Source organism: Nocardia sp. NPDC050406, from assembly GCF_044459025.1.
GTDB lineage: Bacteria > Actinomycetota > Actinomycetes > Mycobacteriales > Mycobacteriaceae > Nocardia.
This window is the reverse complement of record NZ_JBITIM010000001.1, coordinates 906,765-929,650: the sequence shown is the minus strand read 5'-3', so window position 1 is coordinate 929,650 and position 22,886 is coordinate 906,765. Positions and strand designations below refer to the sequence as shown.

The following is a 22,886-nucleotide window of genomic DNA, read 5'->3' as shown; positions in this document are numbered from 1 at the left end:
GCGAGGGTTGGGGAGTAAGCCCGATTCGAGCAGTAGGAGGGCGCTGTGCGCGCAGCCGTCATCGAAGAACTCAACAAGCCGCTCGTGGTGCGCGAGGTGCCGGATCCGCAGTGCCCGCCGGATAGCGCGATCATCCGGGTCGGCGCGAACGGTATCTGCCGCACCGACTGGGCCCTGTGGTCCGGAAACTTCTGGACCGGCGGCCCGACGGTGGCCGCGCCGTTCGTGCTGGGCCACGAATTCGCTGGCACCGTCATGGAAGTCGGCAGCGAGGTGCGTGGCTGGCGGCCCGGCGCGCGCGTCACCTTCCCCATGAACCCCGGTGAGGGGTCGTGCGAACAGTGCCGCGGCGGGAACCAGCATGTGTGCGACCACGTCGCCGAACTCGTTCCCGGGGTCTCGTACTGGGGCGCGTTCGCCGAGTACGTGCTGGTGCGCTACGCCGATGTGAACCTCGTGGCCGTGCCGGACTCGATTGATTTCGTCGCCGCCGCCGGGCTGGCCTGCCGATACATGACCGCCTTCCACGGCGTCGTCGACCAGGCGCGAGTGCGCGGCGGCGAGTGGGTGGCGGTACACGGCGCGGGCGGCGGCATGGGGTTGTCGGCGGTACAGATCGCCGCCGCCACCGGCGCGAATGTCATCGCGGTCGATATCGGCGAACACAAGCTCGCCGCGGCACGCGAACTCGGGGCCGTGCACACCGTCGATGCCGCGAAAACCGATCCCGCGGAGGCGATTCGAACGCTCACCCGCGGCGGGGCACACGTCTCCGTCGACGCCGTCGGCACCGCCGACGCCTGCCGCGCCTCGGTGCTGTCGCTGCGCACCCGCGGCAGGCATCTGCAACTCGGGCACACCACCGCGGCCGAACGCGGCGAGATCGCGCTCCCCATCGACGTCATGATGATCAAGGAATTGGAGTTTCTCAGCGCCTTCGGCATGCAGGGGCAGCGCTTCGGCACCATGCTCGCCATGATCGAGGCCGGTCGCCTGGATCCCGGCCGGATCGTCTCCCGCACCGTCGCCCTCGACGAGGCCAGCGGCGTGCTCGAGGCCATGGAGTCGTTCGACACCATGGGCCTGGTGGTTATCGACGAATTCTGAAGCACATCGATTTCGATCGACCCCGATTAGCCATGCGGTTCCGGGATAATCCGTGATCATGTTGCTGTTTCGCGCCCCCGGCGTCTACCGGCCGCAGGAGGACACCTGGCTGCTGGCCCGTGCGATGGCCGAGGTCGCGGTGCCCGCAGATGCGCGCGTGCTCGACATCTGTACGGGCACAGGAGCCTTGGCCATCCAGGCGGCGCGACTGGGCACGGCCACGGTGACCGCCGTGGACATCTCCCGGGCCGCACTGGCCTCGGCCTGGCTGAATTCCCGCTGGCACCGCGTGAATGTCGAACTGCTGCACGGAGATTTCGCGCGCACGGTCGCCGGTCGCCAGTTCGACCTGGTTCTGGCCAACCCGCCGTATGTGCCGTGCGCGGACGCGCGGCCACCGCACGGCCGGGCCCGCAGCTGGGACGCCGGTCGTGACGGCCGCGCGGTATTGGACTCCCTGTGCCGTCTCGCGCCCGAAATGCTCAGTGCGAGAGGAACATTGCTGATAGTCCACTCGGCGCTGTGCGGCCCGGACTCGACCCTGAACCAGCTGCGGGACAACGGCCTGAAGGCCGCCGTGGTCGCCCGCGAGACCATCCCGTTCGGGGAGGTGCTGCGCGCTCGTCGCCAGTGGCTGGCCACCGTCGGACTCATCGAACCCGACCAATCCGGCGAGGAGCTGGTGGTGATCCGTGCCGACCAGCCCCGGCGATGAGAATGTGCCGTTTGGTAGCGGGAAAGGGAGGTATCCGGTGCGCGTGACCCTCTCGACCGATGTGCGTCCCGGGGCGCTGCCGCGACCCCGAGGCGAGCTGTCCGCGCGGGTCCTCGACGTACTGCGCGGCGCGCCCGGCAGCGCCCTGCCGTCGCCACCGGACCTCGACCCCTACGGCGAGGATCTGCACCTGACCCTGCACACCTGCTACGAACTGCACTATCACGGCTACGACGCCGTCGATCCCGGCTGGGAATGGGACCCCGGCCTGCTGACCCTGCGCGCCAGCCTGGAACGCACCTTCCTCGACGCCCTGCGCCGCGATACCGAGGGCGGCGCCGATCTGACCGCCGAACTCGACCAGCTCCTGGTGACGCCGACCGAACCGACCGGGCTCAGCGCCTACCTGCGCGACAAGGGCGAATGGTGGCAGGTGCTGGAGTACTTCATCCACCGGTCGATCTACCACCACAAGGAGGCCGACCCCTACGCCTGGGTCATCCCACGCCTGCGCGGTCAGGCCAAAGCCTCGTTGGTGGCGGTGGAGTTCGACGAGTACGGCGGCGGCCGCGGCGAGCGCGTGCACGCCCGCCTCTACGCCGACCTGATGGCGGCCGCCGGACTCGACGCCACCTACCTGCACTACCTCGACGCCGTACCCGCGCCCATGCTGGCGCTCATGGACATGATGTCGCTGTTCGGTCTGCACCGGCGGTGGCGCGGCGCGCTGGTCGGACACTTCGCGACGGTGGAGATCACCTCCCCGCCGGGCGCCGCGCGCATGGTGGAGACCCTCGAGCGCTTCGACGCCGACCCGGCGTGTGTGCTGTTCTACCGCGAGCACGTCGAGGCCGACGCGGTGCACGAACAGGTCATGCGCCGCGACGTGATCGGCGATCTACTCGCCCGCGAGCCCGAACTCACCGAATCGGTGGTGTTCGGTATCCAGGTGACGAATCTGCTCGAGGATCGCTTCGCCGATCACGTCCTGTCCCGCTGGCACCACGATCAGAGTTCGCTGCGCACCTGAGCGCCGCTCACTGGGCGAAGTCGGGCATATTGGGGCGCACCGCCGTGCTGCGGCCCTTGGGCTCCTCCCATTCCTCCTGACGGCCCAGAGCGGTCAGATCGAGGAAATAGTAAGAGCCACCGGTGGATTCGAGGCCGCGCTCGTACTGCGAATAGGTGTGGAACACCCGACCGTCGACCTGGAGGAAGCAGCTGCGGCCGGGCATCTCGAAGGGCTGGTCGTAGTCGAAGAAGTCCGAGCCGCGCGCCTCGTGCTCGGCCTTGGTGCGGTAGTTGTGCTCGCCCGGCCGCACCGACTCGTCGATGGTCACGCCGAAGTCGTAGTTGAAGTCGCTGCCGTAGGACGAGTACCACGGCACCGTCCAGCCCTTCTTCTCCTTCCAGCGCTGGAGTTTCGCCAATGGCGCGCGCGACACCATGGCGTAGCTGGTGTCGCGAATGTGCAGATGCTCGAAGAAGCCGGGGGAGAGCTCGTCGGTGCCCGCCGTACAGCTCGGGCAGCCGTCCTCCCACGCCGGATCGAACATGAAATGCTGAATGATGAGCTGGGCGCGACCGTCGAACATGTCGAGCAGCCGCACCCGGCCGTCGGGCCCGTCGAAGACGTAGTCCTTCTCGACCTCGACCATCGGCAGGTTCCGGCGCTCGGTATTGATCGAATCCCGCAGTCTGGTGAGCTGTTTCTCCTTCTCCAGCAGCTCTTTTCGGGCAGCGAGCCATTCGTCTCGGGTGGTGATCCTGGGTAGCGTCATCGTCGCCTCCATGACAGAGCGATCGGCGATGCCGCCGCATACGGCATCGCCGCTTGCGTATCACTCCAGGGTGCCACCTGGTGGCCGTGCGCGTCAGGAATCGACTGCGGCGCGATTGCTGGACTCGTCGAACGCCCGCAGGCTCACCACCGACTCCCGCTGCGCGGCACCGGCATTGGGGTCGCGGCGCGGCCATTCGCGGCCGCTGTTGACCGGTTCGGCCTCCAGATCCGGCAGCGAGGTCGCGCGCTGGGAGGAGCTGTCGATCTCGGCGAGTCCGACCACCACGATCAGCGTCATGGTCACCACCGTCACCACCAGCATGAGCGGGGTGATCAGCTCGATCGGATCGGCCCCGGAGGTGCTCATCTCATGGTCGACGGCGTGCGCCCGCATGGCGGCCATACCGGTGTAGTGCATGCCGCACACCGCGATTCCCATGACCAGCGCGGAACCGAGGGTGTTGAGGAAGCCGCGCACGTGCAGCATGAACCACAGGGCGGCGGTCGCCGCGACCACCGCGATCACCACCGACAGCACCACCAGCGCGGTGTTGTACTGGATATGCGCGCCCGGATGCATGGCGTACATGCCGAGGTAGTGCATGGCGGCCACGCCGAGACCGGTGATCGCGCCGCCGATCGGCAGACCCACCGCCTCGCGCGGCACGCGCACCACGATCGAGAGCCCGATCCACACCACCACGATCGCGATGGCCGCGCTGAGCAGGGTCATCGGCATGTCGTATTGAATGCGCGCGCCCTCGATGGAGAAGCCGAGCATGGCGATGAAGTGCATGACCCAGATGCCGCAGCCGCCCAAGGCGACGGCGGCGGTGAACAGCCAGCCGCCGGGGTGGCGCGAACCGCGCGCGTGTACCGCGGCGCGCAGGCCCAGGGCCGATCCGATGACGGACATGGCGTAGGCCAGGACGGGATTCACCCAGCCGGAGCTGAAGTGGTCGAGTTCCAACATGTCTACCTCATTGCTGAAGGCCCGGGTTGCGGGCGAATGGCGTTCTCGTGCCGCGGGTTACGCGTTCGTCAGGCCAGCAGATGCGCCGGGGTCGCCTGCGGGCATACCTTGTGCACGAAATTGCGCCGAAGCTGGTGGTACGGCTCGTCGGCCCCGAAGAAATTCTGGCGCATCTGTGCCAATTCCTCGGCGCGGTAGGCGGATAGCGGCTTGTTCGCCTCGTCCTCCGCACGCCGCTGCTTCTTCTGCACCAGGCGCTCGGTGAGTTCGGGTGCGGCGGCCAGCTCCTCGGCCGCGCCGCGCACCGAGGCCCAGAACTCGGCGGGGCTACCGGATACCACCCGGTCGACCAGGCCGATCGCACCGGCGGCGCGCGCACCGACCGGCAGTGTTTCGCGGGTCAGGCGGTCGGCCGTGTCCTGTCCGACGCGTTTGGGCAGCGTGTAGGTCCAGTACTCCGAGCCGTAGAGGCCCATCAGCCGGTAGTGCGGGTTCAGGATGGCCGACTCGCGGCACCACACCTCGTCGGCGGCGAGGGCCAGCATGACACCGCCCGCGGCGGCGTTCCCGGCCAGCGCGGAGATGACCACCTTGTCGGTGGTGGTCAGAATCGCCTCCACCAGGTCGTCCATGGCGGTGATATTGCGCCACGACTCCTCGGCCGCGTCGTCGGCCGCCTCGATCACATTGAGATGGATGCCATTGGAGAAGAAGTCGCGCGCCGGGCCGAGGACCAACACGTCGACCGGCCGCTCACAGGCCTGCCGGTACGCGGCGAGCAGGCGGCGGCACTGGTCGGTGCTCATCGCGCCGCTGGCGAAGGCGAATTCGAGGTAGCCGACCCCGTTCTCCTCGCGGTAGCGCAGTTCGGACCAGGTGTCGCGGGTGGCGGCAGCGGTCGGGCTGACGGGAACCTCCGGCACACCGGCCAGCAGGTCGGGGCCGAGCACGTCGGTCGCGGGCCGCTTGAAGACCACCGGGCCGCCCGGGGTGCGGGCGGGACGCAGCTGCGGCAGCCAGACCGCGCCGTCGGTGGTGGCTCGGCAGACCGCGCCGTCGCGGGTGGCGATGAGGGTGCCGGGCGCGCCGCGCAATTCGTCCTCGCGGTGGCCGCCGTGCAGGAAGTACCGCTTCCCGAACAGCTCGTCGAGGACACCCGGCTGGGAGTCGGCGGCGCGGAGTTTGCGCAGCACGGTCTCGGTGCTGTCGGCGGCCCAGTCGATGCGACGGAACTCCTGCGCGTGATACGGCCGCAGCTGTCCGCGCACGTCCTCGCGGTCGTAGTCGAGCGGTTCCGGGGTGAAATCACCGGATTCGAACCGTTCCACGGCCAGCAGCACCGCGCGCACGGCCGCGTCCGCGACCTCGTTGCGGTACAGCTCGCTCTTGCCGCACGTCCGCACCGGGAACGGTTCCGACGCCCAGATCGGTCCGGCGTCCATCTCGGCGACCGCCTGGAGCACGGTCACGCCCCACTCGGGCGCGTCCTCGTGGATCGCCCAGTCCAGCGACGACGGTCCGCGGTCACCCTTGGGGCCGGGGTGCACGATCAGCACGGTGTGCGCGGTCCAGATGTCCTCGGGAATCGCGGTGGTGAGCATCGGCGCGAGAATCAGGTCCGGCTCGAACTGCGCGACCCGCGCCCGGAGCAGGTCGTTGCCGAGGGCCAACTCCACGCCGAGGCGGTGCCCGCGCTCGCGTAGTTCGGCGTGGACTCGTTGCGTCAGGCTGTTGAACGCACTGGCAACCAGCAGGATTCGCACGTGCTTCTCTCCATCAGTTGTACCGCTTCGCGGATTTCATTCCGGGGCTTCGAAAATGAAATCTCGGAACAAAGCTAGCGATACGAAGCATGCATCGCATCTTTGGAGAGGCTGAAATGTGTTCTGCGCCACTGTTTTTCGCGACGCGCGGCATCGATGTGCGGGCATGACAAAGAGACCTGTCGCCCGACAGGTCAGTAGTCGCAGGGTTAGATACCCGCCGCCGTGAGCGGGAAACCTTTGGTTCTCATTTGCGCCACGGTCGCTGCCGCACGGGTCTTGGTCCGGCGCCGCGCCGGGATACGGGAAGATCGAAGGTGCGGACCGAAGGGAGGTGGGTTGCCGATGCCGACGGATCATCCGGCGACGGTGGATCGAATCGAGATGCGCTCCGGAGCCGACCATCCGGCCTCGGAGGTCTTCGACCGGTGGGAAGCCAGCCTGAGCGACTTCTATGTACCGCTCGCGGTGACACCGGGCGGATCCGGCAGCTTCCGCGGCTGGATCAGTCGCGGCCGCTACGCCGACGTGGAGTTGTCCACGCTGGGTGCGGCGCCCCAGCATGTGCGGCGCACTCGCTCGTTGATAGCGCGCACCGACGACGAGTTCCTCACCGCGACCATTCAGACGCGCGGTCGCGGCCGGATGTACCAGGACGACCGCGTCGCCGATGTCGGGCCGGGCACGATGGTGTTCTACGACAGCACCCGGCCCTACCGCTTCGATCTGGAGACGGAATGGTCGATGGCCGTGGTGCAGGTGCCATTGCGTCGACTGCGCGAGCACGGCATCGGCACCGACGATCTGCCCACGGCCATCGCGCTGCCCGGCACCAGCCCGGCCGGACTGGTCTCGCGCTACTTCCGCCAGGTCGCCGACCTGCAGGACGCGGGATCCGAGGAGGCCGCGCGATTGGCCGGTCCCGCACTCGATCTGCTCGCCGCCGCCGTCTCGTTCGCCAGCGGTATCGCGGTCTCGCAGCGTTCGGCCGCCGCACTGGGCCGCGAACAGGTGCTGGCCTTCATGCGGGCGCACTGCGCCGATCCGGCGCTGACCGTCGACCGCATCGCCGACGGCTGCGTCATGTCGCGGCGAACGCTGTACCGGATCTTCGACGATCTCGAGGAGGGACCGGCCGCCGCGCTGCGCCGCATGCGCGTCGAACGCGCCTGCCAACTCCTGCTGCGCGAGCCGCCGCTGTCGATCGCCGCGGTGGCCAACTACTCCGGGTTCCTGACCGAGCGCCACTTCTATCGCGCCTTCCGGCACGAGAAGGGCATGACGCCAGCGGTATTCAGAATGTCCGAGCCGACCGAAACGAGCCGACGTGACCGGTGATCTGTGTTTGACGCTCGCCGATGTGACCGTGCGGATCGCGCCCGAGGCGGGTGGGCGGATCAGCGGGCTGGCCGTCGACGGCACCGAATTGTTGCGCCAGGGCGAGCATTACGGGTGCTTCCCGATGGCTCCGTGGTGCGGGCGCATGCGGGAGGGCCGGTTCAGCGTCGAGGGGGTGGAGTATCAGCTGCCGCTCAACGCGCCCCCGCACGCCATCCACGGTACGGCGCGAGATGGCGTGTGGGACATCGTGGAGGCCTCCGAGACCCAGGCGGTGCTGACTCGACCACTGTCCGCGCCTTGGCCTTTCGTGGGGCGAGTGACGCAGGAAGTCCGATTGTCCGAGCACGCCTTGGCACTCGAGATGGAGATCGTCTCGGACGCGGAGCGGTTCCCGGCGCAGGCGGGCTGGCATCCGTGGTTCCTGCGTCGGCCACGGCCCGATACCCCCTCGGCCACCATCGATTTCGCGCCGACCTGGCAGGAGGTGCGCGGCGCGGACTACCTGCCGACGGGGGAGCGCATCGCACCTGTGCCGGGGCCGTGGGACGACTGCTTCGGCATGCCGGACGGCGTGGACGTCACCCTGGAATGGCCGGAGCTGCTGCGTCTTCGGGTGCGCAGCCCGCAGCGGTGGGTCGTCGTCTACGACCTGGAGGATGCCGCTATCTGCGTGGAGCCGCAGTCCGGGCCGCCGAACGGGCTGAACACCATGCCCACCTTCGTGGAGCCGGGGCGGCCACTGCGGGTCCAGACCGAGTGGAGTTGGGAACGCCTGACGCGGTGAACGCGGTCAGGATATGCGGCGGGCACCGGGGGAGGGGACGGCGACGAACCAGCGCGGTGCGGCGAAACCCGATGCGTGGAAGCGCTTCTCGACCGCGTCGGCGATGCGTTCGGTGCTGTCGCGCTCGGTGAGGGCGACAATGCTGCCGCCGAAGCCGCCGCCGACCATGCGCGCACCGTGCGCGCCCTCCTCCAGCGCGGTCGTCACGGCCGTGTCGAGTTGCGCCGTCGACACCTCGAAGTCGTCACGCAGCGAGGCGTGCGCCACGGTGAGCACGGGTCCGATGGTGCGCGGATCCGCGCCGGTGCGCAGGGCGTCGGCGATGGCGAGCACCCGCGCGTTCTCGCTCACCACGTGGCGGGCGCGGCGGCGCAGCACCGGATCGACGAGGGTGTCGACGGCGCGGATATCGGTGATCTCGCGCAGACTCCGCACACCCAGGGCGGTCGCGGCACTCTCGCACTGCTCGCGGCGCTGCGCGTATTCACCGTCCACCAGGGCATGCGGGGTGTTGGTGTCGATGATCAGCAGTTCCAATCCGGCGGCGGCGAGGTCGAAAGCGACTTGGTCGTGGCCGTTTTCGCCGAAGTCCAGCAGCAGCGCGTGGTCGGCGGTGCAGAGGATGGACGCGGACTGGTCGAGGCTGCCGGTGGGCGCGCCCACGTAGTCGTTCTCGGCGGCGCGGGAGATATCGATGAGTTCGGCGTCGGAGACCGGGAATTCGAACAGATCGCGCAGCGCGACCGCCACCGAGCACTCGATCGCCGCCGAGGACGACAGGCCCGCGCCGATCGGCACATTGCCGTCGAGATCCAGTGTGGCGCCGGTGATCCGATGGCCGCGCCGATGGAATTCGTGCACCACGCCGAGCGGATAGCGCACCCACCCGGAGACCGGGGCGTCGGCCAGTTCGTCGACCGCCACCTCGAACCGCTCGCCCTCGTGCTGGCGCGAGGTCACCCGCACCCGCCCGTCGGTGGTCGTACTGCCCGCGCACCGCACCACGTGCGGCAGCGCGATCGGCAGGGCATAGCCGCCGTTGTAATCGGTGTGCTCGCCGATGATGTTCACGCGGCCGGGTGCGGCCCATACGCCGTCGCTCACGACACCTCCCGTAGCTCGGCCGCCACCGCTTCGGGGGTGGTGTCGGTAATGAACACATTCATCCCCGACTCCGAACCGGCCAGGTACTTCAGCTTGTCGGCGGTGCGCCGAATGGAGAACAGTTGCAGATGCAGCCACCAATCCTCCCGGGGCACAGTCGAACCCGGGGTCGGGGCCTGATTCCAGGCGGCCACGTACGGCATCGGGGCGTCGAAGCGGTGGGCGAAGCGGCGCAGTACATCCGGGTAGATCCGGGCGAAGGCGTCGCGCTGGGCGTCGTCGAGTTCGGGAATGTCGGCGACGCGGCGATGTGGGTAGAGCTGTACCTCGTAGGGCCAGCGGGCGAAGGGCGGTACGAAGGCCGTCCATTCGTCATTGGCCACCACCACCCGCAGCCCGGAGGCCCGCTCCGCGTCGAGAATATCGCCGAAGAGATTGCCGCCGTGGTCTTTTCGATAGGCCGCCACATTCCCGGCGATCTTGGCGACCCGAGGCGCGACGAAGGGGTAGGCGTAGATCTGTCCGTGTGGATGCGACAGCGTCACGCCGATCTCCGCGCCGGAGTTCTCGAAACAGAACACCTGCTCGACGCCGTCGAGCGCGGCGAGTTCCTCGGTGCGCGCGGCCCACACGTCGACGACCATACGCACACGATCGGTGTCCAGTCGCGCGAACGAGGAATTGTGGTCGCTGGTGAAGCACACCACCTCACACCGCCCGAAGCCATTGCGCAACAGGGTTTGTGGGGCGTCGCGGACGGTCTCGGGTAGATCCTCGCGGTTGGTCGACAGCGAGGGAAAGCGGTTCTCGAAAACCGCCACCTGGTAGTCGGATTCGGGTATCTCGGTGGCCCGGTCGGGCGTCGAGGGGCACAGCGGGCACAGATCGGCGGGCGGCAGGAAGGTGCGCGTCTGACGATGTGAGGCCACCACCACCCACTCGCCGAGCAGCGGATCGAACCGAGCCTGCGAGGAGGTGTGCGCCGGTGGCAGATCGCGGGTGTCGACGGCGGTGCGCGGTACCGGCGCGGCATCGAAGTAGATGATCTCGCGCCCGTCCGCCAATACCCGTCGTGTCTCGATCACCGCGGCCATCCCTCCGGTAGGTCCGTCGCCGGACATTCGCTTACGGGTGGTACCGCACCATTCCTATCATTCGACACAGGTGCGGCGGGTGACGCCCTCGGCGGGTGTCTTCACGCGGGCCGATTCGCGGCCGGAAAGGGAGCCCGCGCCGAGGCGGGCCCGTGTGCGTCCTGCGCGATTCACACCCCGCCGCGCGATGGGTTCAAGCGGCCGAGCCGGAGCTGACCGTGGCCTCGGCCCACTCGGCGAAGCCGGGGCCGCCCAGCACCGCGTGGGAGTTGGGCAGCAGGCCGCCGTTCTCGTTGAGCGGGGTGTCCAGATTGGCCGGATCGCTGACCTCCTCGACGCGGATATCGAGGCCGAGGCGCTCGGCGAGCAGCGCGGCGGCCTCGGCGAGGCGTTCCTCGCGCGGTCCCGCCACCTCCGGGAACGGTTCGGTCGCAGTGGCATTCGGGTCCAAGGCCAGGCGGACCAGTTCCTCGGCCACGGTGCGCGCGGCCACCAACTGCGTGCGCATCTTCGGGAGGTAGGCGACCTCGCCGCGAATGCCCCACCGCAGCAACAGTTCGACGAACTCGTGGAACTGCGCGGCGCGCAGGATGACCGTGGGCACCGGGCCTGCGAGCAGCTGCTCCTCGTGGACCTTCTTCGCGAGGTTGTATCCGGCCCTGGCGGACTGGATTCCGATGATCGACGCCGCCACCAGCCGTCGCACGCCCGCGGCGTGGGCCGCCGCTTGCAGGTTGCGCGCGGAGGCGGTGAAGAATTCGATGGCCTCCCGCTCGTCCGGGGACGGGGTGCTGGCCGCGTCGATGACGATATCCACTCCCGTGAGAGCCTGCTCCAGGCCCGCGCCGGTCACGATGTCGACGCCCTGCGAGCGGGACATCTCGACCACCTCGTGCCCTTGCTCGCGCAGCACCTCGACCACATGGCGGCCGAGACGTCCGGTGGCACCGGCGACGGCGATTGTCTTGTGCGAGGCGGTATTCGTGGCGTTCATGGTTCCTGCTTTCTCGGTGGGCTTGTACCGGGACGACGACACAGGCCGCCCGGGTGTGACACGTGCCGGTGCGGGAACGCGAATCAGCCCCGGCGCGAAGCCGGGGCTGATCGCTGTCGGTGCGGATGTGCCCTCTATCCATGCCTGTCAGAGGGTGTGGCCCGCGCCGAAGTCACTTGGCGGGCGCGGGAGCGTTGAACGGCTGGTTCACCGTGGTGAAGTACTGTGCCGCGGCCAGAATGGCGACCGGGGCGGTGATGAAGATCTGGCCCGCCAGGGTGCCGATGAAACCGAAGGCGGCAGCGCCCGCGAGGCAGCCCGCGATCGGGCCGGTACCGAAGATGGTCAGCAGCGGAGCGGTCAGCGCCGCGCCCGCGATGGCACCGGCGATGCAGCCGACGCCCGCGCCGCCGATACCGCCGACCAGGGTGGCGATGGACGCGCCCAGGCTGATGGTGCCGGTCATGCGGCTCCACGCGGCGACCTCACGGTCGTACTCGGACTTCCAGGGGGCCTTGTCCTCGAACGGCAGCGCGACGGGCTTGTACTGGGCGTGCGCGATATCGAACAGCGGGGTCAGCGTGGCGGTGCGGCCGGAAATCTCGGCGGCGATGGGGAATTCGAATTCGTCGACGCGGAACTTCAGTTCGGTGCCCGCGACGGTGGTGCCATTGGCGGCCTTGACCTTGAACACGCCGTCCTCGACCACCATGGAACCGGCGTCGGTCGAGATGATGGTTTCGGTCTCGCTGGCGGTAGCTGTGTAGTTGATAGCCCCCTGGTCCGGGGCGTCGGCCTGCGGCTGCGCGTGGCTCGTGCCGGTGGCAACGGTCAAGGCGGTGCCTACCGTGGCGGCGAGCAGTGCGGCCCTGGTGAATCTCACGTGGGGTGAACCTTTCTCTGTTCCCTCATCTGAATACGCGCCGTCGGCCCCGGCCGATGGCATAGCTGAATTGCCATGGGGGACACGTGGTTACGGCTTCATCCGGTCGCGGTCGGGGACGATCCCGCGGCCTCCGCGCAGTGCGGCGAGGGCGACGAACCGGACACGCGACACAGTAGGGTAGGTAAGCCTAAGCTTTCAAGACCTTCGATTTTCCGACTGGAGTGAACGACACGATGGATGGACCGCATGCGCCGCCCCGGCGCTGGTCAGGGTGGGTGCTGACGGCCGTCGTGCTGTTGGCCGCCTGTTTGCTCAGTCTTCTCGTCGGAACGAAAACCGTTCCGATCGGTGAGGTCTGGGCGGCGCTGTGGCACGACGACGGCTCGCCGGATCACCTCATCGTGACCGGATACCGCGTGCCCCGCACCCTGCTCGGGCTGCTCGCCGGACTCGCCCTCGGCGTGGCGGGCTGCCTCATGCAGGGGCTGACCCGCAACCCGCTCGCCGATCCGGGGCTGCTCGGCATCAATGCCGGAGCCGCCTTCGCGATCACACTCTCGGTCGCGTTCCTCGGGGTCACCGACATCACCTCGTACGTGTGGTTCGGATTCGCCGGTGCGGCGGTGGTATCGCTGGTGGTCTACCGGGTGGGCACGGCGGGCAGACAGGGCTCCGACCCGGTGCGCCTGACCCTGGCCGGGGTGGCGGTCACCGCGGTGCTCACGGGTTTGACCAAGGGCTTGATCCTGCTGAACGCCAAGGCCTTCGACGAATGGCGGCAATGGGATTCGGGCTCGCTGACCGGGCGCGGTTACGACGTCATCGCCGGAGCCACCCCGTTCATCGCCGTCGGACTGGTCGCCGCCGTGATCGCGTCGCGCTCGCTCAATGCCGTGGCGCTGGGCGAGGATCTGGCCCGCGCATTGGGCGTCCACGTCACGCGCACCCGGGTGCTGAGTGTCGTCGCGCTGACCCTGTTGTGTGGCACCGCGACGGCCGCGGTGGGGCCGATCACCTTCGTCGGGCTGGCGGTGCCGCATGTGGCGCGCTGGCTGGTCGGCCCGGATCAGCGCTGGATCATCGCGTACTCGATGCTGCTCGCGCCGATTCTGGTGATCGGCTCGGATGTCATCGGCCGCATACTCATTCCGGGAGACGAGGTACCCGCCGGGCTGGTGACGGCGTTCCTGGGCGCGCCGGTGCTGATCTGGCTGGCCCGTCGCGCGCGAGTGGGTGCCGCATGACGACGCGGATCGATTTCGGCCGCTCGGTGCTGGTGGTCCGGTCGCGTGGCCTGACCGCCCGAGTGGGTGTGCGCAGTGTCGTGGTGTGCGTGATCCTGCTGGTCGCCGCGCTGGCGGTGGCGGTACTGGCGCTCGGGACAGGCGATTACGCGATTCCGCCCGACCGGGTGCTGCGGGCGCTGGTGATCGGCGATCACCGGTTCGATCGACTCGTGGTGTGGGAGTGGCGTTTTCCGCGTGTGGTGCTGGCCTTGGCGTTGGGCGCGGCGCTCGGGGTGGGCGGCGCGATACTGCAATCGGTCACCCGAAACCCCTTGGGTAGCCCGGATATCGTCGGTTTCAACACCGGCGCGTACACCGGTGCGCTCATTGTGATGCTGGTCCTCGGCGGCGGCAGCTTCCAGACCTCGGCCGGTGCGCTGATCGGCGGTTTGGGCGCGGCACTCGCCATCCAGCTCTTGGCCTTCCGCCACAATGTGACCGGCTTCCGGCTGATCATCGTGGGAATCGGTGTGAGCGCCATGCTGGCCTCGGTCAATACCTGGCTGGTGCTGCGCGCGGACCTCAATGCCGCCATGTCGGCCGCCGCCTGGGGCGCGGGCTCGCTCAATGGCGTGAGCTGGTCTCAGGTCGCCCCGGCCCTGGTGCTGCTGGCCGGATTGGTCGCCGTGCTGATACCGGTCGCGAAGTGGCTGCCGATCCTGGAATTGGGCGACGACCAGGCGCGGGCCTTCGGCATTCAGGTGGGGCGCGCGCGGCTGCTGCTGATCGTGCTGAGCGTCGCGCTCACCGCCACGGCCACGGCGGTCGCCGGACCCATCGCCTTCATCGCCTTGGCCGCACCGCAATTGGGCCGCCGCCTGGCCCGCACCCCCTCCATCGCCCTGGCCCCGGCCGCCGCCATGGGCGCGCTGCTGCTGGTGGCATGCGACTGGATCGCCCAGCGCGCCTTCGCGCCCACCACCCTGCCGGTCGGCGTGGTCACGGTATCGATCGGCGGGCTGTATCTGGCATATCTGCTGGTGGCCGAGGCTCGACGGAACTAGAGGAAGCGACAAATGCGCGAAAACCACAACGGCCCGGTCGAATCGAAAGCCGACGAGCCGAAATCCGCACGGCTGCGGGCGGATCGGGTGCGTCTGGGCTATCACGGCCGCACCATCAGCGACCAGCTGTCGGTGGACATCCCCGATGGGGAGTTCACCGTCATCATCGGCCCCAATGCCTGCGGCAAATCCACCCTGCTGCGCGCCCTGGCCCGTCTGCTCGCACCCGAGTCGGGCGCGGTGTTGTTGGACGGCAAGGCCATTGCCGACTACCCGGCCAAGGAGGTGGCGCGCCGGGTCGGCCTGCTGCCACAGACCTCCACGGCGCCCGACGGTATCCGCGTCGCCGACCTGGTGGCGCGCGGCCGGTATCCGCATCAATCGCTGCTGCGGCAGTGGTCGCAGGCCGATGCCGACGCGGTCGCCGCCGCCATGGCCGCCACCGGTGTCACCGAACTCTCGGCGCGACCGGTGGACGAGCTCTCCGGCGGCCAGCGCCAACGGGTCTGGATCGCCATGGTGCTGGCCCAGGACACCCCGATCGTGCTGCTCGACGAGCCCACCACCTACCTGGATATCGCCCATCAGATCCAGCTGCTGGATCTGTGCCGGTCGCTGAACCGGGACTCCGGGCGCACGGTGGTCGCCGTCCTGCACGACCTCAACCACGCTTTTCGCTACGCCGATCACCTCATCGCCATGCGCGATGGCCGGGTGGTCGCCGCCGGAGCGCCGCGCGAGATCGTGACGGCCGAACTGGTCCGCGAGGTCTTCACGCTCGGCTGCCGGATCATCGACGATCCCGAAACCGGTGCGCCGCTGGTCATTCCACTGGCCGAGAACGCGGCCCCGGTGACCGACGAGGGGCTCTCACCAGCGCGAAACGTAGCTTCCCCACTCGAGGTAAAGTTAGGCTAACCTTTCCATCTGGCACCTTTCTGGCGAACTGTCGCCGGAGGGGTGCGAGTCGGCCGCGCGGTCGAATGTCGTTGATGGTGAAGGGAGTTGCGGTGATGCCGGAGGTACGGGACGAGTCGGCGGCCGACCGGAACGGTTTGCTGTTGACCGGACCGCAGCTGGGAATTTGGAACGCGCAGCGCTTCGATCCCGAATCCGGCCGCTATCTGGTCGGCGAGGTGCTGGAGATCACCGGTCCGACGCCCATCGACGTCGACCTGCTCGCGGAGGCGATCACCCGCACCGTGGCCGAGGCCGAGAACATGCGGCTGCGCTTCCGCGACACACCGGAGGGGCCACGGCAATTCGTCACCGACGCGGCGGCGCGGCTGCGGCCGACCATCGACTTGCGGGCCGCCGCCGAGCCCCTGGCCTTGGCCTACGAGGCGGTGGCGCTGGAACGCCATCGGGCCGCCGAGTATTGCCGAGGCATGGTGGATCGGCAGCTGTACAACTACACGCTGATTCGCGTCTCCGACACGCAGGTGTGGTGTGTGCAGCTCTACCACCACCTGATCGTGGACGGTTACAGCGCGGCGCTGCTGTCGCGCCGGGTCGCGGCCCACTACACGGCGCTGCGGCGCGGAAAGCCCGCTCCCAAGCCGACTTTCGGCACGATCGCCGCGCTGATCGCCGAGGAGCAGGAGTATCGCGCCGGGGAGCAGTTCGAAGCCGATCGGCTGTTCTGGCGCGAACAGTTGACGCCCTGGCCCGATCTGGACGGTCGTGGCCGCCACGTCGGCGGTGCGGTGGAACGCACGATTCGCGCCGAGGCGGTCCTGTCGGCCGAGGCGCTCGCGACCCTGAAGGAGTGCGCCGAGCGCTACGGCGTCACCTGGGCCGATGTGCTCGTGGCCTGCTATGCCGCCTTCCTGAACCGGCAGTTGGGCACCTCCGATGTGGTGATGTCCATGCTGCTCATGGGCCGGGTCGGCCGGGCGGCGCTGAGCACTCCCGCCATGGCGGTGAATGTGCTGCCGCTGCGCGTGACCGTGCGCGCCGACGACCGGCTCGGTGAACTGGCCCCGAGGGTGGCGGCGACACTGCGCGAGGTGCGGGCGCATCAGCGCTACAGCGGTGACGATCTGGCGCGGGAATTCCACGGGTACGGCGCGGGTGAACTGCTGCACGGCGTGGGCATCAATCTCAAGGTCTTCGACTTCTCCCTGGATTTCGACGGTGCGCGCGGTGTGCTGCGCAATGTGGCCGGTGGACCGCCCGAGGATCTCGGGCTGACCGTCACGCCGCTGCCCGACGGCACGGTGCTGCTGGGCTTCGAATCCGATGCGCGCAGCAATGATTCGGCGACGGTGCATCGGCGCATCGCGGGGTTGGCGCGGGTGATCGACGCGTTCACCGGAGCGGACAAGCCGCCGGTGGGTGCGTTGGAATTGCTGGAGCGGGCCGAGCGGGAGCGGTTGTCGGCTGCCCGATCCGGTGCTGCGGCGAGCGTTTCGGTGGAGTTGGTCCCGGATGCCCTGGCTCGATTGGTGGCCCAGCGGCCCGATGCCGTCGTGCTGGCGGCGGAGGACGAGCGCTGCACGGCAGCGGAATTCGGCCGACGAGTCGACCGGCTGGCCCACTGGCTGCGAGCCAGGGGAGTGCGGCGGGGCTCGATTGTCGGTGTCGCACTGCCGCGTTCGATCGAGTTCGTCGTATCGGTGTTCGCCGTGTGGCGGGCCGGTGGCGTGTATGTACCACTGGATCCCGAACATCCGGCGGCGCGGCTGCGGGACGTGATCGCCGATGCCGCACCGACGGTGGTGCTGAGCGCCGGTGCGCTGGCGGGCGAGCTCGGACCCGGCGTCGTCGCGGTCGACCGTCCGGAGCATCAGGCCGAGCGGACCGAGTTCGCCTCGACCGCACACGGATTCGGTCAGCTCCACCCACGCGATAGCGCGTACCTGATCTACACCTCGGGTTCGACAGGCCGCCCCAAGGGCGTACTCGTCGAACACGGGGCGCTGGCGCACCTGCTGGCCGCGCACCGCGCCGGAATGTACGCCGAGGCGGCGGCGCGGGTCGGTGACCGGCCGTTGCGTATCGCACATACGACCTCGTTCGCCTTCGACGCCGCCGTGGACCCGCTGCTGTGGCTGCTCGATGGCCATCGGATCCACCTCTACGACAGCGCGATTCGCCGCGATCCCGCCGCGCTGGTGGCGGCCTTCGCGCGCGACCGGATCGATGTCGTGGACGGCACACCCGGTTTCGCCGCCGCACTGCTCGACCATGGTTTGACGGATATCGCCCTGCTCGCGCTCGGTGGTGATGCCTGCCCGCCCGATCTGTGGCAGCGCGTCGAGCGCGCCGGAATCCCGGCGGTCAACCTGTACGGCCCGACCGAATCGACGGTCGACGCCATCACCGCACCGGTGCGGGGAGAGCTGCCGTGTATCGGCCGCCCGGTCACCGGAACTCGGGTCCACCTGCTCGACAATGGTTTACAGGTGGTTCCCGACGGCCAGGTCGGTGAACTCTATCTGGCGGGGCCGCAACTCGCGCGCGGCTATCTGGGCCGCCCCGACGCGACCGCGGACCGGTTCGTCGCCGACCCCTTCGGCCCGCCCGGTGACCGCATGTACCGCACCGGTGACCGTGCCCGCTGGATTCCCGAGCACGGCTACGAGTACGTCGGCCGGGTCGACAATCAGGTGAAGATTCGCGGACACCGCGTGGAACTGGGCGAAGTCGAGGCCGCGCTCGGTGGGCTCGCCCAAGTGCGGGCAGCCGCTGCCGATATTCGCGAGATCGCCGGGCGAGCCACCTTGATCGGGTACGTGGTGCCCGGCGACGATGCGGTGAATTCGCTCGAATTGCGTTCGCGGCTGGCGGATCTGGTGCCCGATCACATGGTTCCGTCGCGCATAGTCGTGCTGGAACGGCTGCCACAGACGGTGAATGGCAAATTGGATCGTGCCGCGCTGCCGCAGCCGCCGTCGGATGCCGGTGGGCGGGAACCCTCCACACCCGCCGAGCGCGCCGTCTGCGAGGTGGTGGCGACCGCTCTCGGCCATGACGCCGTGAGCGTGGACGACGACTTCTTCGGCGTCGGCGGCGACAGCATCACCGCCATCAGCGTGAGCAGTCGGCTGCGGGAGCAGGGGCTGATCGTCTCGCCGCAGGAGCTGCTGACGCGTCGCGGTCTGGGTGAGCTCGCCGCGAGCGCCGCATCGGTCGCCGAGACCGCGCCGCCGCAGCGAAATACGTTGCGCCGAAACTTGATCGAGCTGCCTCGCCAAGCCATGGACGAGCTCGCGGTGCGCTATGGCGAGATCCTCGACGTGCTCCCGCTGTCGCCGCTGCAAGAGGGCCTGCTGTTCCACGCGCTGCGTGACGGCGACAACGACATCTACACGATGACGGCCCGCTTCGAACTGGACGGCGCGGTGGAGCCGCGGCGGCTGGCGGCCGCCTTCGAACGCATGCTCACTCGGCACCCGAACCTGAGCGCGGCCTTCAGCTACGAAGACTTCGATCAGCCGGTGCAGGTCGTGCCTCGTGCTCCCCAATTGTCGTGGCGCACCGAGGATCTGCGGGCCTTGGCCGACCCCGAAGCGGCTGCGGCGGAACTCGAAGCGCGGGCGAGCGCCGAACCTTTCGATATCGCGAACCCTCCGCTGGTGCGGGTCCTGTTGATTCGCCTGACCGATACGTCGCAGCGCCTCGTCCTCACCGCACACCATCTGCTCGCCGACGGCTGGTCGGTGCCGATCATGCTGCGGGAAACGCTCGGGCTCTATCACGGCGATGACGACAAGCTCTCGGCACCGGGCTATTACGGCGACTACCTGGCTTGGCTGAGTAGCCGTGATACCGACGCGGCCCTGGGCCGGTGGCGCGAGTATCTCGACGGTCTGGCCGCGACCACCTTGGTCGGAGCGGCCGGTCAGCGCGCACCCGCCCGCGCGATGCGGGTCCCGCTGCCGGACACGGCAGCCGCCGCGTTGGAGACGGTCAGCCGTCGGCACGGGCTCACCATGAACACCCTGCTGCAAGGCGCGTGGTCGATGGTGCTCGCCGAGCATCTCGGCCGCACCGATGTGGTGTTCGGCGCGGTGGTCTCGGGGCGTCCGGCGGATCTGCCGGATGTCGAGACGACGGTGGGGTTGTTCAGCAATACGGTTCCGGTGCGATTGACCCTCGATCCGGGGCGTCCGTTGCTCGACCAGCTCGACGATTTCCAGCGCGCCACTTTCGAGATGCAGTCCTGTGGATATCTGGGGTTGGCGACCGTGGAACGCGCGGTCGGGCTCGGTCGGCTCTTCGACACGCTGGTGGTCTACGAGAACTTCCCGAAAACTGGTCTGCGCCAGCCGGATTCGCATGAACTGCGGGTGGCGGACGTGGCGGTGCACAGCCTCACCCACTATCCGGTGACCGTGACCGCGCGGCCCGGCGACAGGTTCGAACTGATACTGCACCACGACTCGGCGGCGGTACCGGAAAGCTCCGCCACCCGTCTGGCGGGACATCTCGGCGCGGTGCTCACGGCTCTCACGGCCGACGCCGAGACCACGGTCTCATCGGTCATCGACACGACCCGTGTGTCGCGGACCCGGGGCGACACCCTCGCCAGCTGGCAGGCCGTCGACGCGGTCGATCCGTCCGCCCCCGCGATCACCCTCGACGACACCACCATCACCTACGGCGAATTCCACGCCCGTGCGCACCGCCTCGCCCGATGGCTCATCGCGCAGGGCATCGCACCGGAATCGGTGGTCGTGGTGGCCATGTGGCGCGGCATCGACTCGGTCATCGCGGCGCACGCGATCGCTCGGGCCGGTGGCGTTTACCTGCCGATCGACCTCGAACAGCCGGTGCAGCGGCTCGACCGCATACTCGAAACCGCCGCTCCCGCATTGATTCTCACCACGACGACCGACAGCTTCGAATCGGCGCACGCACGCGTCGTCGCCGTCGACGAGCTGGACACCACCGCATTCGCCGACGCACCCATCGCCGACGCCGAACGCAATGCGCCACTGCGGCCGGGTAATTCGGCGTATCTGCTGTTCACCTCCGGCTCCACGGGCGTGCCCAAGGGCGTGACGGTGCCGCACGCGGCGATCGTGAACACCTTCGAATGGTTGCAGCGCCAGCACGAATTCGGCCTCGGCGACACCGTGCTCTACCGCACGCCGCCGACCTTCGACGCCTCCATTCTCGAACTGTTCCATCCGCTGCTGGTCGGCGCGCGCATCGTCCTGACTCGGCCGAACGGTCACCGGGACCCGTACTACCAAGCACAACTCATGCGCGCCGAGGGCGTGACCGCGCTGCAGATGACCACCTCCATGCTGACCGTGCTCGGGGAGGAAGCGGATCTGTCTGGCTGCACCAGCCTGCGCTGCGTCTACACCGGCGGGGAGGCGCTGCCACCGGCCACCGCGCACCGCATTCGGGCGCTCACCGGTGCGCGGGTGAACAACCTGTACGGGCCCACCGAGGCCGCGGTGTGCATCACCCACCACGAGACCACCGAGGCGGACACCGGATCGGTGCCCATCGGCAGACCGGCACGACGGGCCGGAGTGCGGGTGCTCGACGAGCGCTTGCGGCCCGTGGCGATCGGCACCATCGGCGAGTTGTACCTCACCGGAGTGCAATTGGCGCGCGGCTACGTCGCGCGACCCGACCTGACCGCCGCGGCGTTCGTGGCCGATCCCAGTGCCTCCGGCGAACGCATGTACCGCACCGGTGACCTCGTGAAGTGGGGGCCGGAGGGCGAACTCGACTATGTGGGTCGCGTCGACAGCCAGGTGAAACTGCGCGGGCAGCGCATCGAACTCGGCGATATCGAGGCGGCGCTGCTGGGCTGCGACGGCATCGCGCAGGCGGTGGTGCTGCTGCGCGAGGACACTCCGGGCGATCAGCGTCTCGTCGCGTATCTGATCGCGCGATCCGGGATCGAACTCGACACCGCGACGGTGGCGGCGGCGCTGCGCACCATGGTGCCCGCGTACATGGTGCCCTCCGCTTTCGTGGTGCTGGAGGAGATTCCGAGAACGACCAGCGAGAAGATCGACCGGAAAGCGCTGCCGGTACCGGGCGGCACGTCGTCTCCCCGTGCCGAGGAGACCGTTGCGCCGATCTCGGCGGGCGAGGGCCTCGACAGTGTCCGCGCCGCCATGGCCGCGGTCCTGGCGATCGCCGATATCGGCGCGGACGAGGACTTCTTCGCGGCGGGCGGACACTCGCTCACCGCGGTGCGGCTGGTCGGCAGATTGCGGCGCGCGGGCCTGGCGGTCGTTCTCGACGATATCTTCGCCGCGCCCACCGCGCGTACGCTCGCTGCCCGGCTCACGGCCAATCCTGTTCCGGTGGAAGACAATTCCGACGGTCTCGCCATGCTCGGCCGTCGCCTCGATCATGTGCTCGAGCTACGCGCCGCCGGAGCGGGCGCGCCGCTGTTCTGCATCCACCCGGTCGGCGGAACCGCTTGGCAGTTCGGGCCGCTCGCGCAGCTGTTGCGCGCCGACCGCCCGCTCATCGGAGTGCAGCTGCCGTCCTTGAGCGGCAGCGAGTTTCGAGCCGCGACCATCGACGAGGTCGCCCGTCACTACGTGGCCACCATCCGCCGCATCCAACCGCACGGGCCCTACCGTCTGCTGGGCTACTCCCTCGGCGGCACGATCGCGCATGCGATGGCCGCGCTGCTGGAGTCGAATGGCGAACAGCTCGCCTACGTCGGCCTCGTCGATTCGCATCCGCTGGCGAACCTCACCGAGCAGGCCAGCCGGGCACTGGCCGATCCGGGCGAACTCGATCGACTGCTGCCCGAACTCCCCGAGGACGCACCGGAACTCGCGGCCGCCGTCCGTGCCGCCGCCACCGAACTCCTCGGCATGGTCACCGCGTCGACGAGCCCGCGCTACAGCGGACCCATGGCCCTCTACGCCGCCGATACCGGCACCGACACCGGGCGCACCGAGGCCCAACTCTCGGGCTGGTTGGCGGCCGGTGCGCGGCTGGTGGTGCGCCGACTGCCCTACTCGCACTTCGACATCGTGTCCCCGGCCGGATGGGCCGAGGTCGCCGCGCTGCTCGACGCCGACCCGGCGATTCGCGAATGAGCTTCCCCCACAACAAGAG

16 protein-coding genes are annotated in these 22,886 nt (G+C 68.9%); 9 read left to right on the top strand and 7 right to left on the bottom strand.

The features are described 5' to 3' along the window. Window positions 1-45: 45 nt before the first annotated feature. Genes ACIBH2_RS04305 through ACIBH2_RS04295 form a run of 3 tightly spaced genes read left to right on the top strand, consistent with a single transcriptional unit; the run spans window position 46 to window position 2,852 of the window. Window positions 46-1,107, top strand: a complete 1,062-nt coding sequence (locus ACIBH2_RS04305) for an alcohol dehydrogenase catalytic domain-containing protein (protein WP_397113308.1) — start codon at window positions 46-48, stop codon at window positions 1,105-1,107. Window positions 1,108-1,165: 58 nt separating this feature from the next. Then, window positions 1,166-1,822: a HemK2/MTQ2 family protein methyltransferase gene (locus ACIBH2_RS04300; protein ID WP_397113306.1), complete on the top strand. Its 657-nt coding sequence runs from the start codon at window positions 1,166-1,168 to the stop codon at window positions 1,820-1,822. A gap of 43 nt (window positions 1,823-1,865) precedes the next feature. Next, entirely contained in the window at window positions 1,866-2,852 is a 987-nt protein-coding gene (locus tag ACIBH2_RS04295) for an iron-containing redox enzyme family protein (protein WP_397116810.1), read from the top strand. 7 nt (window positions 2,853-2,859) lie between these two features. Here the strand turns inward: ACIBH2_RS04295 and ACIBH2_RS04290 are convergent, their stop codons facing one another. The 3 genes from ACIBH2_RS04290 to ACIBH2_RS04280 all read right to left on the bottom strand — a co-directional run bounded on the left by ACIBH2_RS04290 (window position 2,860) and on the right by ACIBH2_RS04280 (window position 6,341). Next, a complete protein-coding gene (locus ACIBH2_RS04290; RefSeq protein ID WP_397113304.1) occupies window positions 2,860-3,603 on the bottom strand; it encodes a DUF899 domain-containing protein in 744 nt (247 codons plus the stop codon). Between the two features lie 93 nt (window positions 3,604-3,696). Then, complete coding sequence (locus tag ACIBH2_RS04285) at window positions 3,697-4,578, bottom strand: MHYT domain-containing protein (protein ID WP_397113302.1); 882 nt, start codon at window positions 4,576-4,578, stop codon at window positions 3,697-3,699. A gap of 68 nt (window positions 4,579-4,646) precedes the next feature. Beyond that, window positions 4,647-6,341, bottom strand: coding sequence for a hydrogenase maturation protein (locus ACIBH2_RS04280; RefSeq protein WP_397113300.1), 1,695 nt, complete (start codon window positions 6,339-6,341; stop codon window positions 4,647-4,649). 345 nt (window positions 6,342-6,686) lie between these two features. Here ACIBH2_RS04280 and ACIBH2_RS04275 point away from each other — a divergent pair, with 345 nt between their 5' ends. Both ACIBH2_RS04275 and ACIBH2_RS04270 read left to right on the top strand, forming a co-directional pair. Further along, entirely contained in the window at window positions 6,687-7,679 is a 993-nt protein-coding gene (locus ACIBH2_RS04275) for a helix-turn-helix domain-containing protein (protein ID WP_397113297.1), read from the top strand. Beyond that, window positions 7,669-8,466: an aldose 1-epimerase gene (locus ACIBH2_RS04270; protein WP_397113295.1), complete on the top strand. Its 798-nt coding sequence runs from the start codon at window positions 7,669-7,671 to the stop codon at window positions 8,464-8,466. The genes ACIBH2_RS04275 and ACIBH2_RS04270 overlap by 11 nt, the downstream gene beginning before the upstream one ends. Before the next feature lie 6 nt (window positions 8,467-8,472). Here ACIBH2_RS04270 and galK read toward each other — a convergent pair whose 3' ends face one another. From galK to ACIBH2_RS04250, 4 genes are all read right to left on the bottom strand, one after another. Then, window positions 8,473-9,570 (bottom strand): galactokinase, encoded by a 1,098-nt coding sequence (galK, locus tag ACIBH2_RS04265; protein ID WP_397113292.1) that lies wholly within the window; start codon window positions 9,568-9,570, stop codon window positions 8,473-8,475. Continuing rightward, the gene (galT, locus tag ACIBH2_RS04260; RefSeq protein WP_397116808.1) at window positions 9,567-10,634 is read right to left on the bottom strand and encodes a galactose-1-phosphate uridylyltransferase; all 1,068 of its coding nucleotides are present in this window, start codon (window positions 10,632-10,634) and stop codon (window positions 9,567-9,569) included. Before galT ends, galK begins: the two co-directional genes overlap by 4 nt. Before the next feature lie 223 nt (window positions 10,635-10,857). Next, a complete protein-coding gene (locus ACIBH2_RS04255; RefSeq protein ID WP_397113290.1) occupies window positions 10,858-11,658 on the bottom strand; it encodes an SDR family oxidoreductase in 801 nt (266 codons plus the stop codon). Between the two features lie 172 nt (window positions 11,659-11,830). Continuing rightward, window positions 11,831-12,541 carry a hypothetical protein gene (locus tag ACIBH2_RS04250; RefSeq protein ID WP_397113288.1) on the bottom strand — a complete coding sequence of 237 codons (711 nt, stop codon included), beginning with the start codon at window positions 12,539-12,541 and terminating at the stop codon, window positions 11,831-11,833. 236 nt (window positions 12,542-12,777) lie between these two features. On the opposite strand from ACIBH2_RS04250, the gene ACIBH2_RS04245 reads away from it, so the two are divergent. The 4 genes from ACIBH2_RS04245 (at window position 12,778) to ACIBH2_RS04230 (ending at window position 22,867) form a co-directional block, all read left to right on the top strand. Next, window positions 12,778-13,788 carry an iron chelate uptake ABC transporter family permease subunit gene (locus tag ACIBH2_RS04245; RefSeq protein WP_397113286.1) on the top strand — a complete coding sequence of 337 codons (1,011 nt, stop codon included), beginning with the start codon at window positions 12,778-12,780 and terminating at the stop codon, window positions 13,786-13,788. Next, complete coding sequence (locus ACIBH2_RS04240) at window positions 13,785-14,834, top strand: FecCD family ABC transporter permease (protein ID WP_397113284.1); 1,050 nt, start codon at window positions 13,785-13,787, stop codon at window positions 14,832-14,834. Before ACIBH2_RS04245 ends, ACIBH2_RS04240 begins: the two co-directional genes overlap by 4 nt. 12 nt (window positions 14,835-14,846) lie before the next feature. Then, on the top strand, window positions 14,847-15,752 hold the full coding sequence (locus ACIBH2_RS04235; RefSeq protein ID WP_397113281.1) for an ABC transporter ATP-binding protein: 906 nt from the start codon (window positions 14,847-14,849) through the stop codon (window positions 15,750-15,752). A gap of 74 nt (window positions 15,753-15,826) precedes the next feature. Beyond that, window positions 15,827-22,867: an amino acid adenylation domain-containing protein gene (locus ACIBH2_RS04230; RefSeq protein ID WP_397113279.1), complete on the top strand. Its 7,041-nt coding sequence runs from the start codon at window positions 15,827-15,829 to the stop codon at window positions 22,865-22,867. The last annotated feature ends 19 nt before the right edge of the window (window positions 22,868-22,886 follow it).

Coding starts and splice junctions, on each gene's coding strand:
- ACIBH2_RS04245 (WP_397113286.1), top strand. CDS start 12,778: ATGGATGGACCGCATGCGCCGCCCCGGCGCTGGTCAGGGTGGGTGCTG.
- ACIBH2_RS04290 (WP_397113304.1), bottom strand. CDS start 3,603: ATGACGCTACCCAGGATCACCACCCGAGACGAATGGCTCGCTGCCCGA.
- ACIBH2_RS04255 (WP_397113290.1), bottom strand. CDS start 11,658: ATGAACGCCACGAATACCGCCTCGCACAAGACAATCGCCGTCGCCGGT.
- ACIBH2_RS04300 (WP_397113306.1), top strand. CDS start 1,166: ATGTTGCTGTTTCGCGCCCCCGGCGTCTACCGGCCGCAGGAGGACACC.
- ACIBH2_RS04235 (WP_397113281.1), top strand. CDS start 14,847: ATGCGCGAAAACCACAACGGCCCGGTCGAATCGAAAGCCGACGAGCCG.
- ACIBH2_RS04230 (WP_397113279.1), top strand. CDS start 15,827: ATGGTGAAGGGAGTTGCGGTGATGCCGGAGGTACGGGACGAGTCGGCG.
- ACIBH2_RS04240 (WP_397113284.1), top strand. CDS start 13,785: ATGACGACGCGGATCGATTTCGGCCGCTCGGTGCTGGTGGTCCGGTCG.
- ACIBH2_RS04285 (WP_397113302.1), bottom strand. CDS start 4,578: ATGTTGGAACTCGACCACTTCAGCTCCGGCTGGGTGAATCCCGTCCTG.
- ACIBH2_RS04275 (WP_397113297.1), top strand. CDS start 6,687: ATGCCGACGGATCATCCGGCGACGGTGGATCGAATCGAGATGCGCTCC.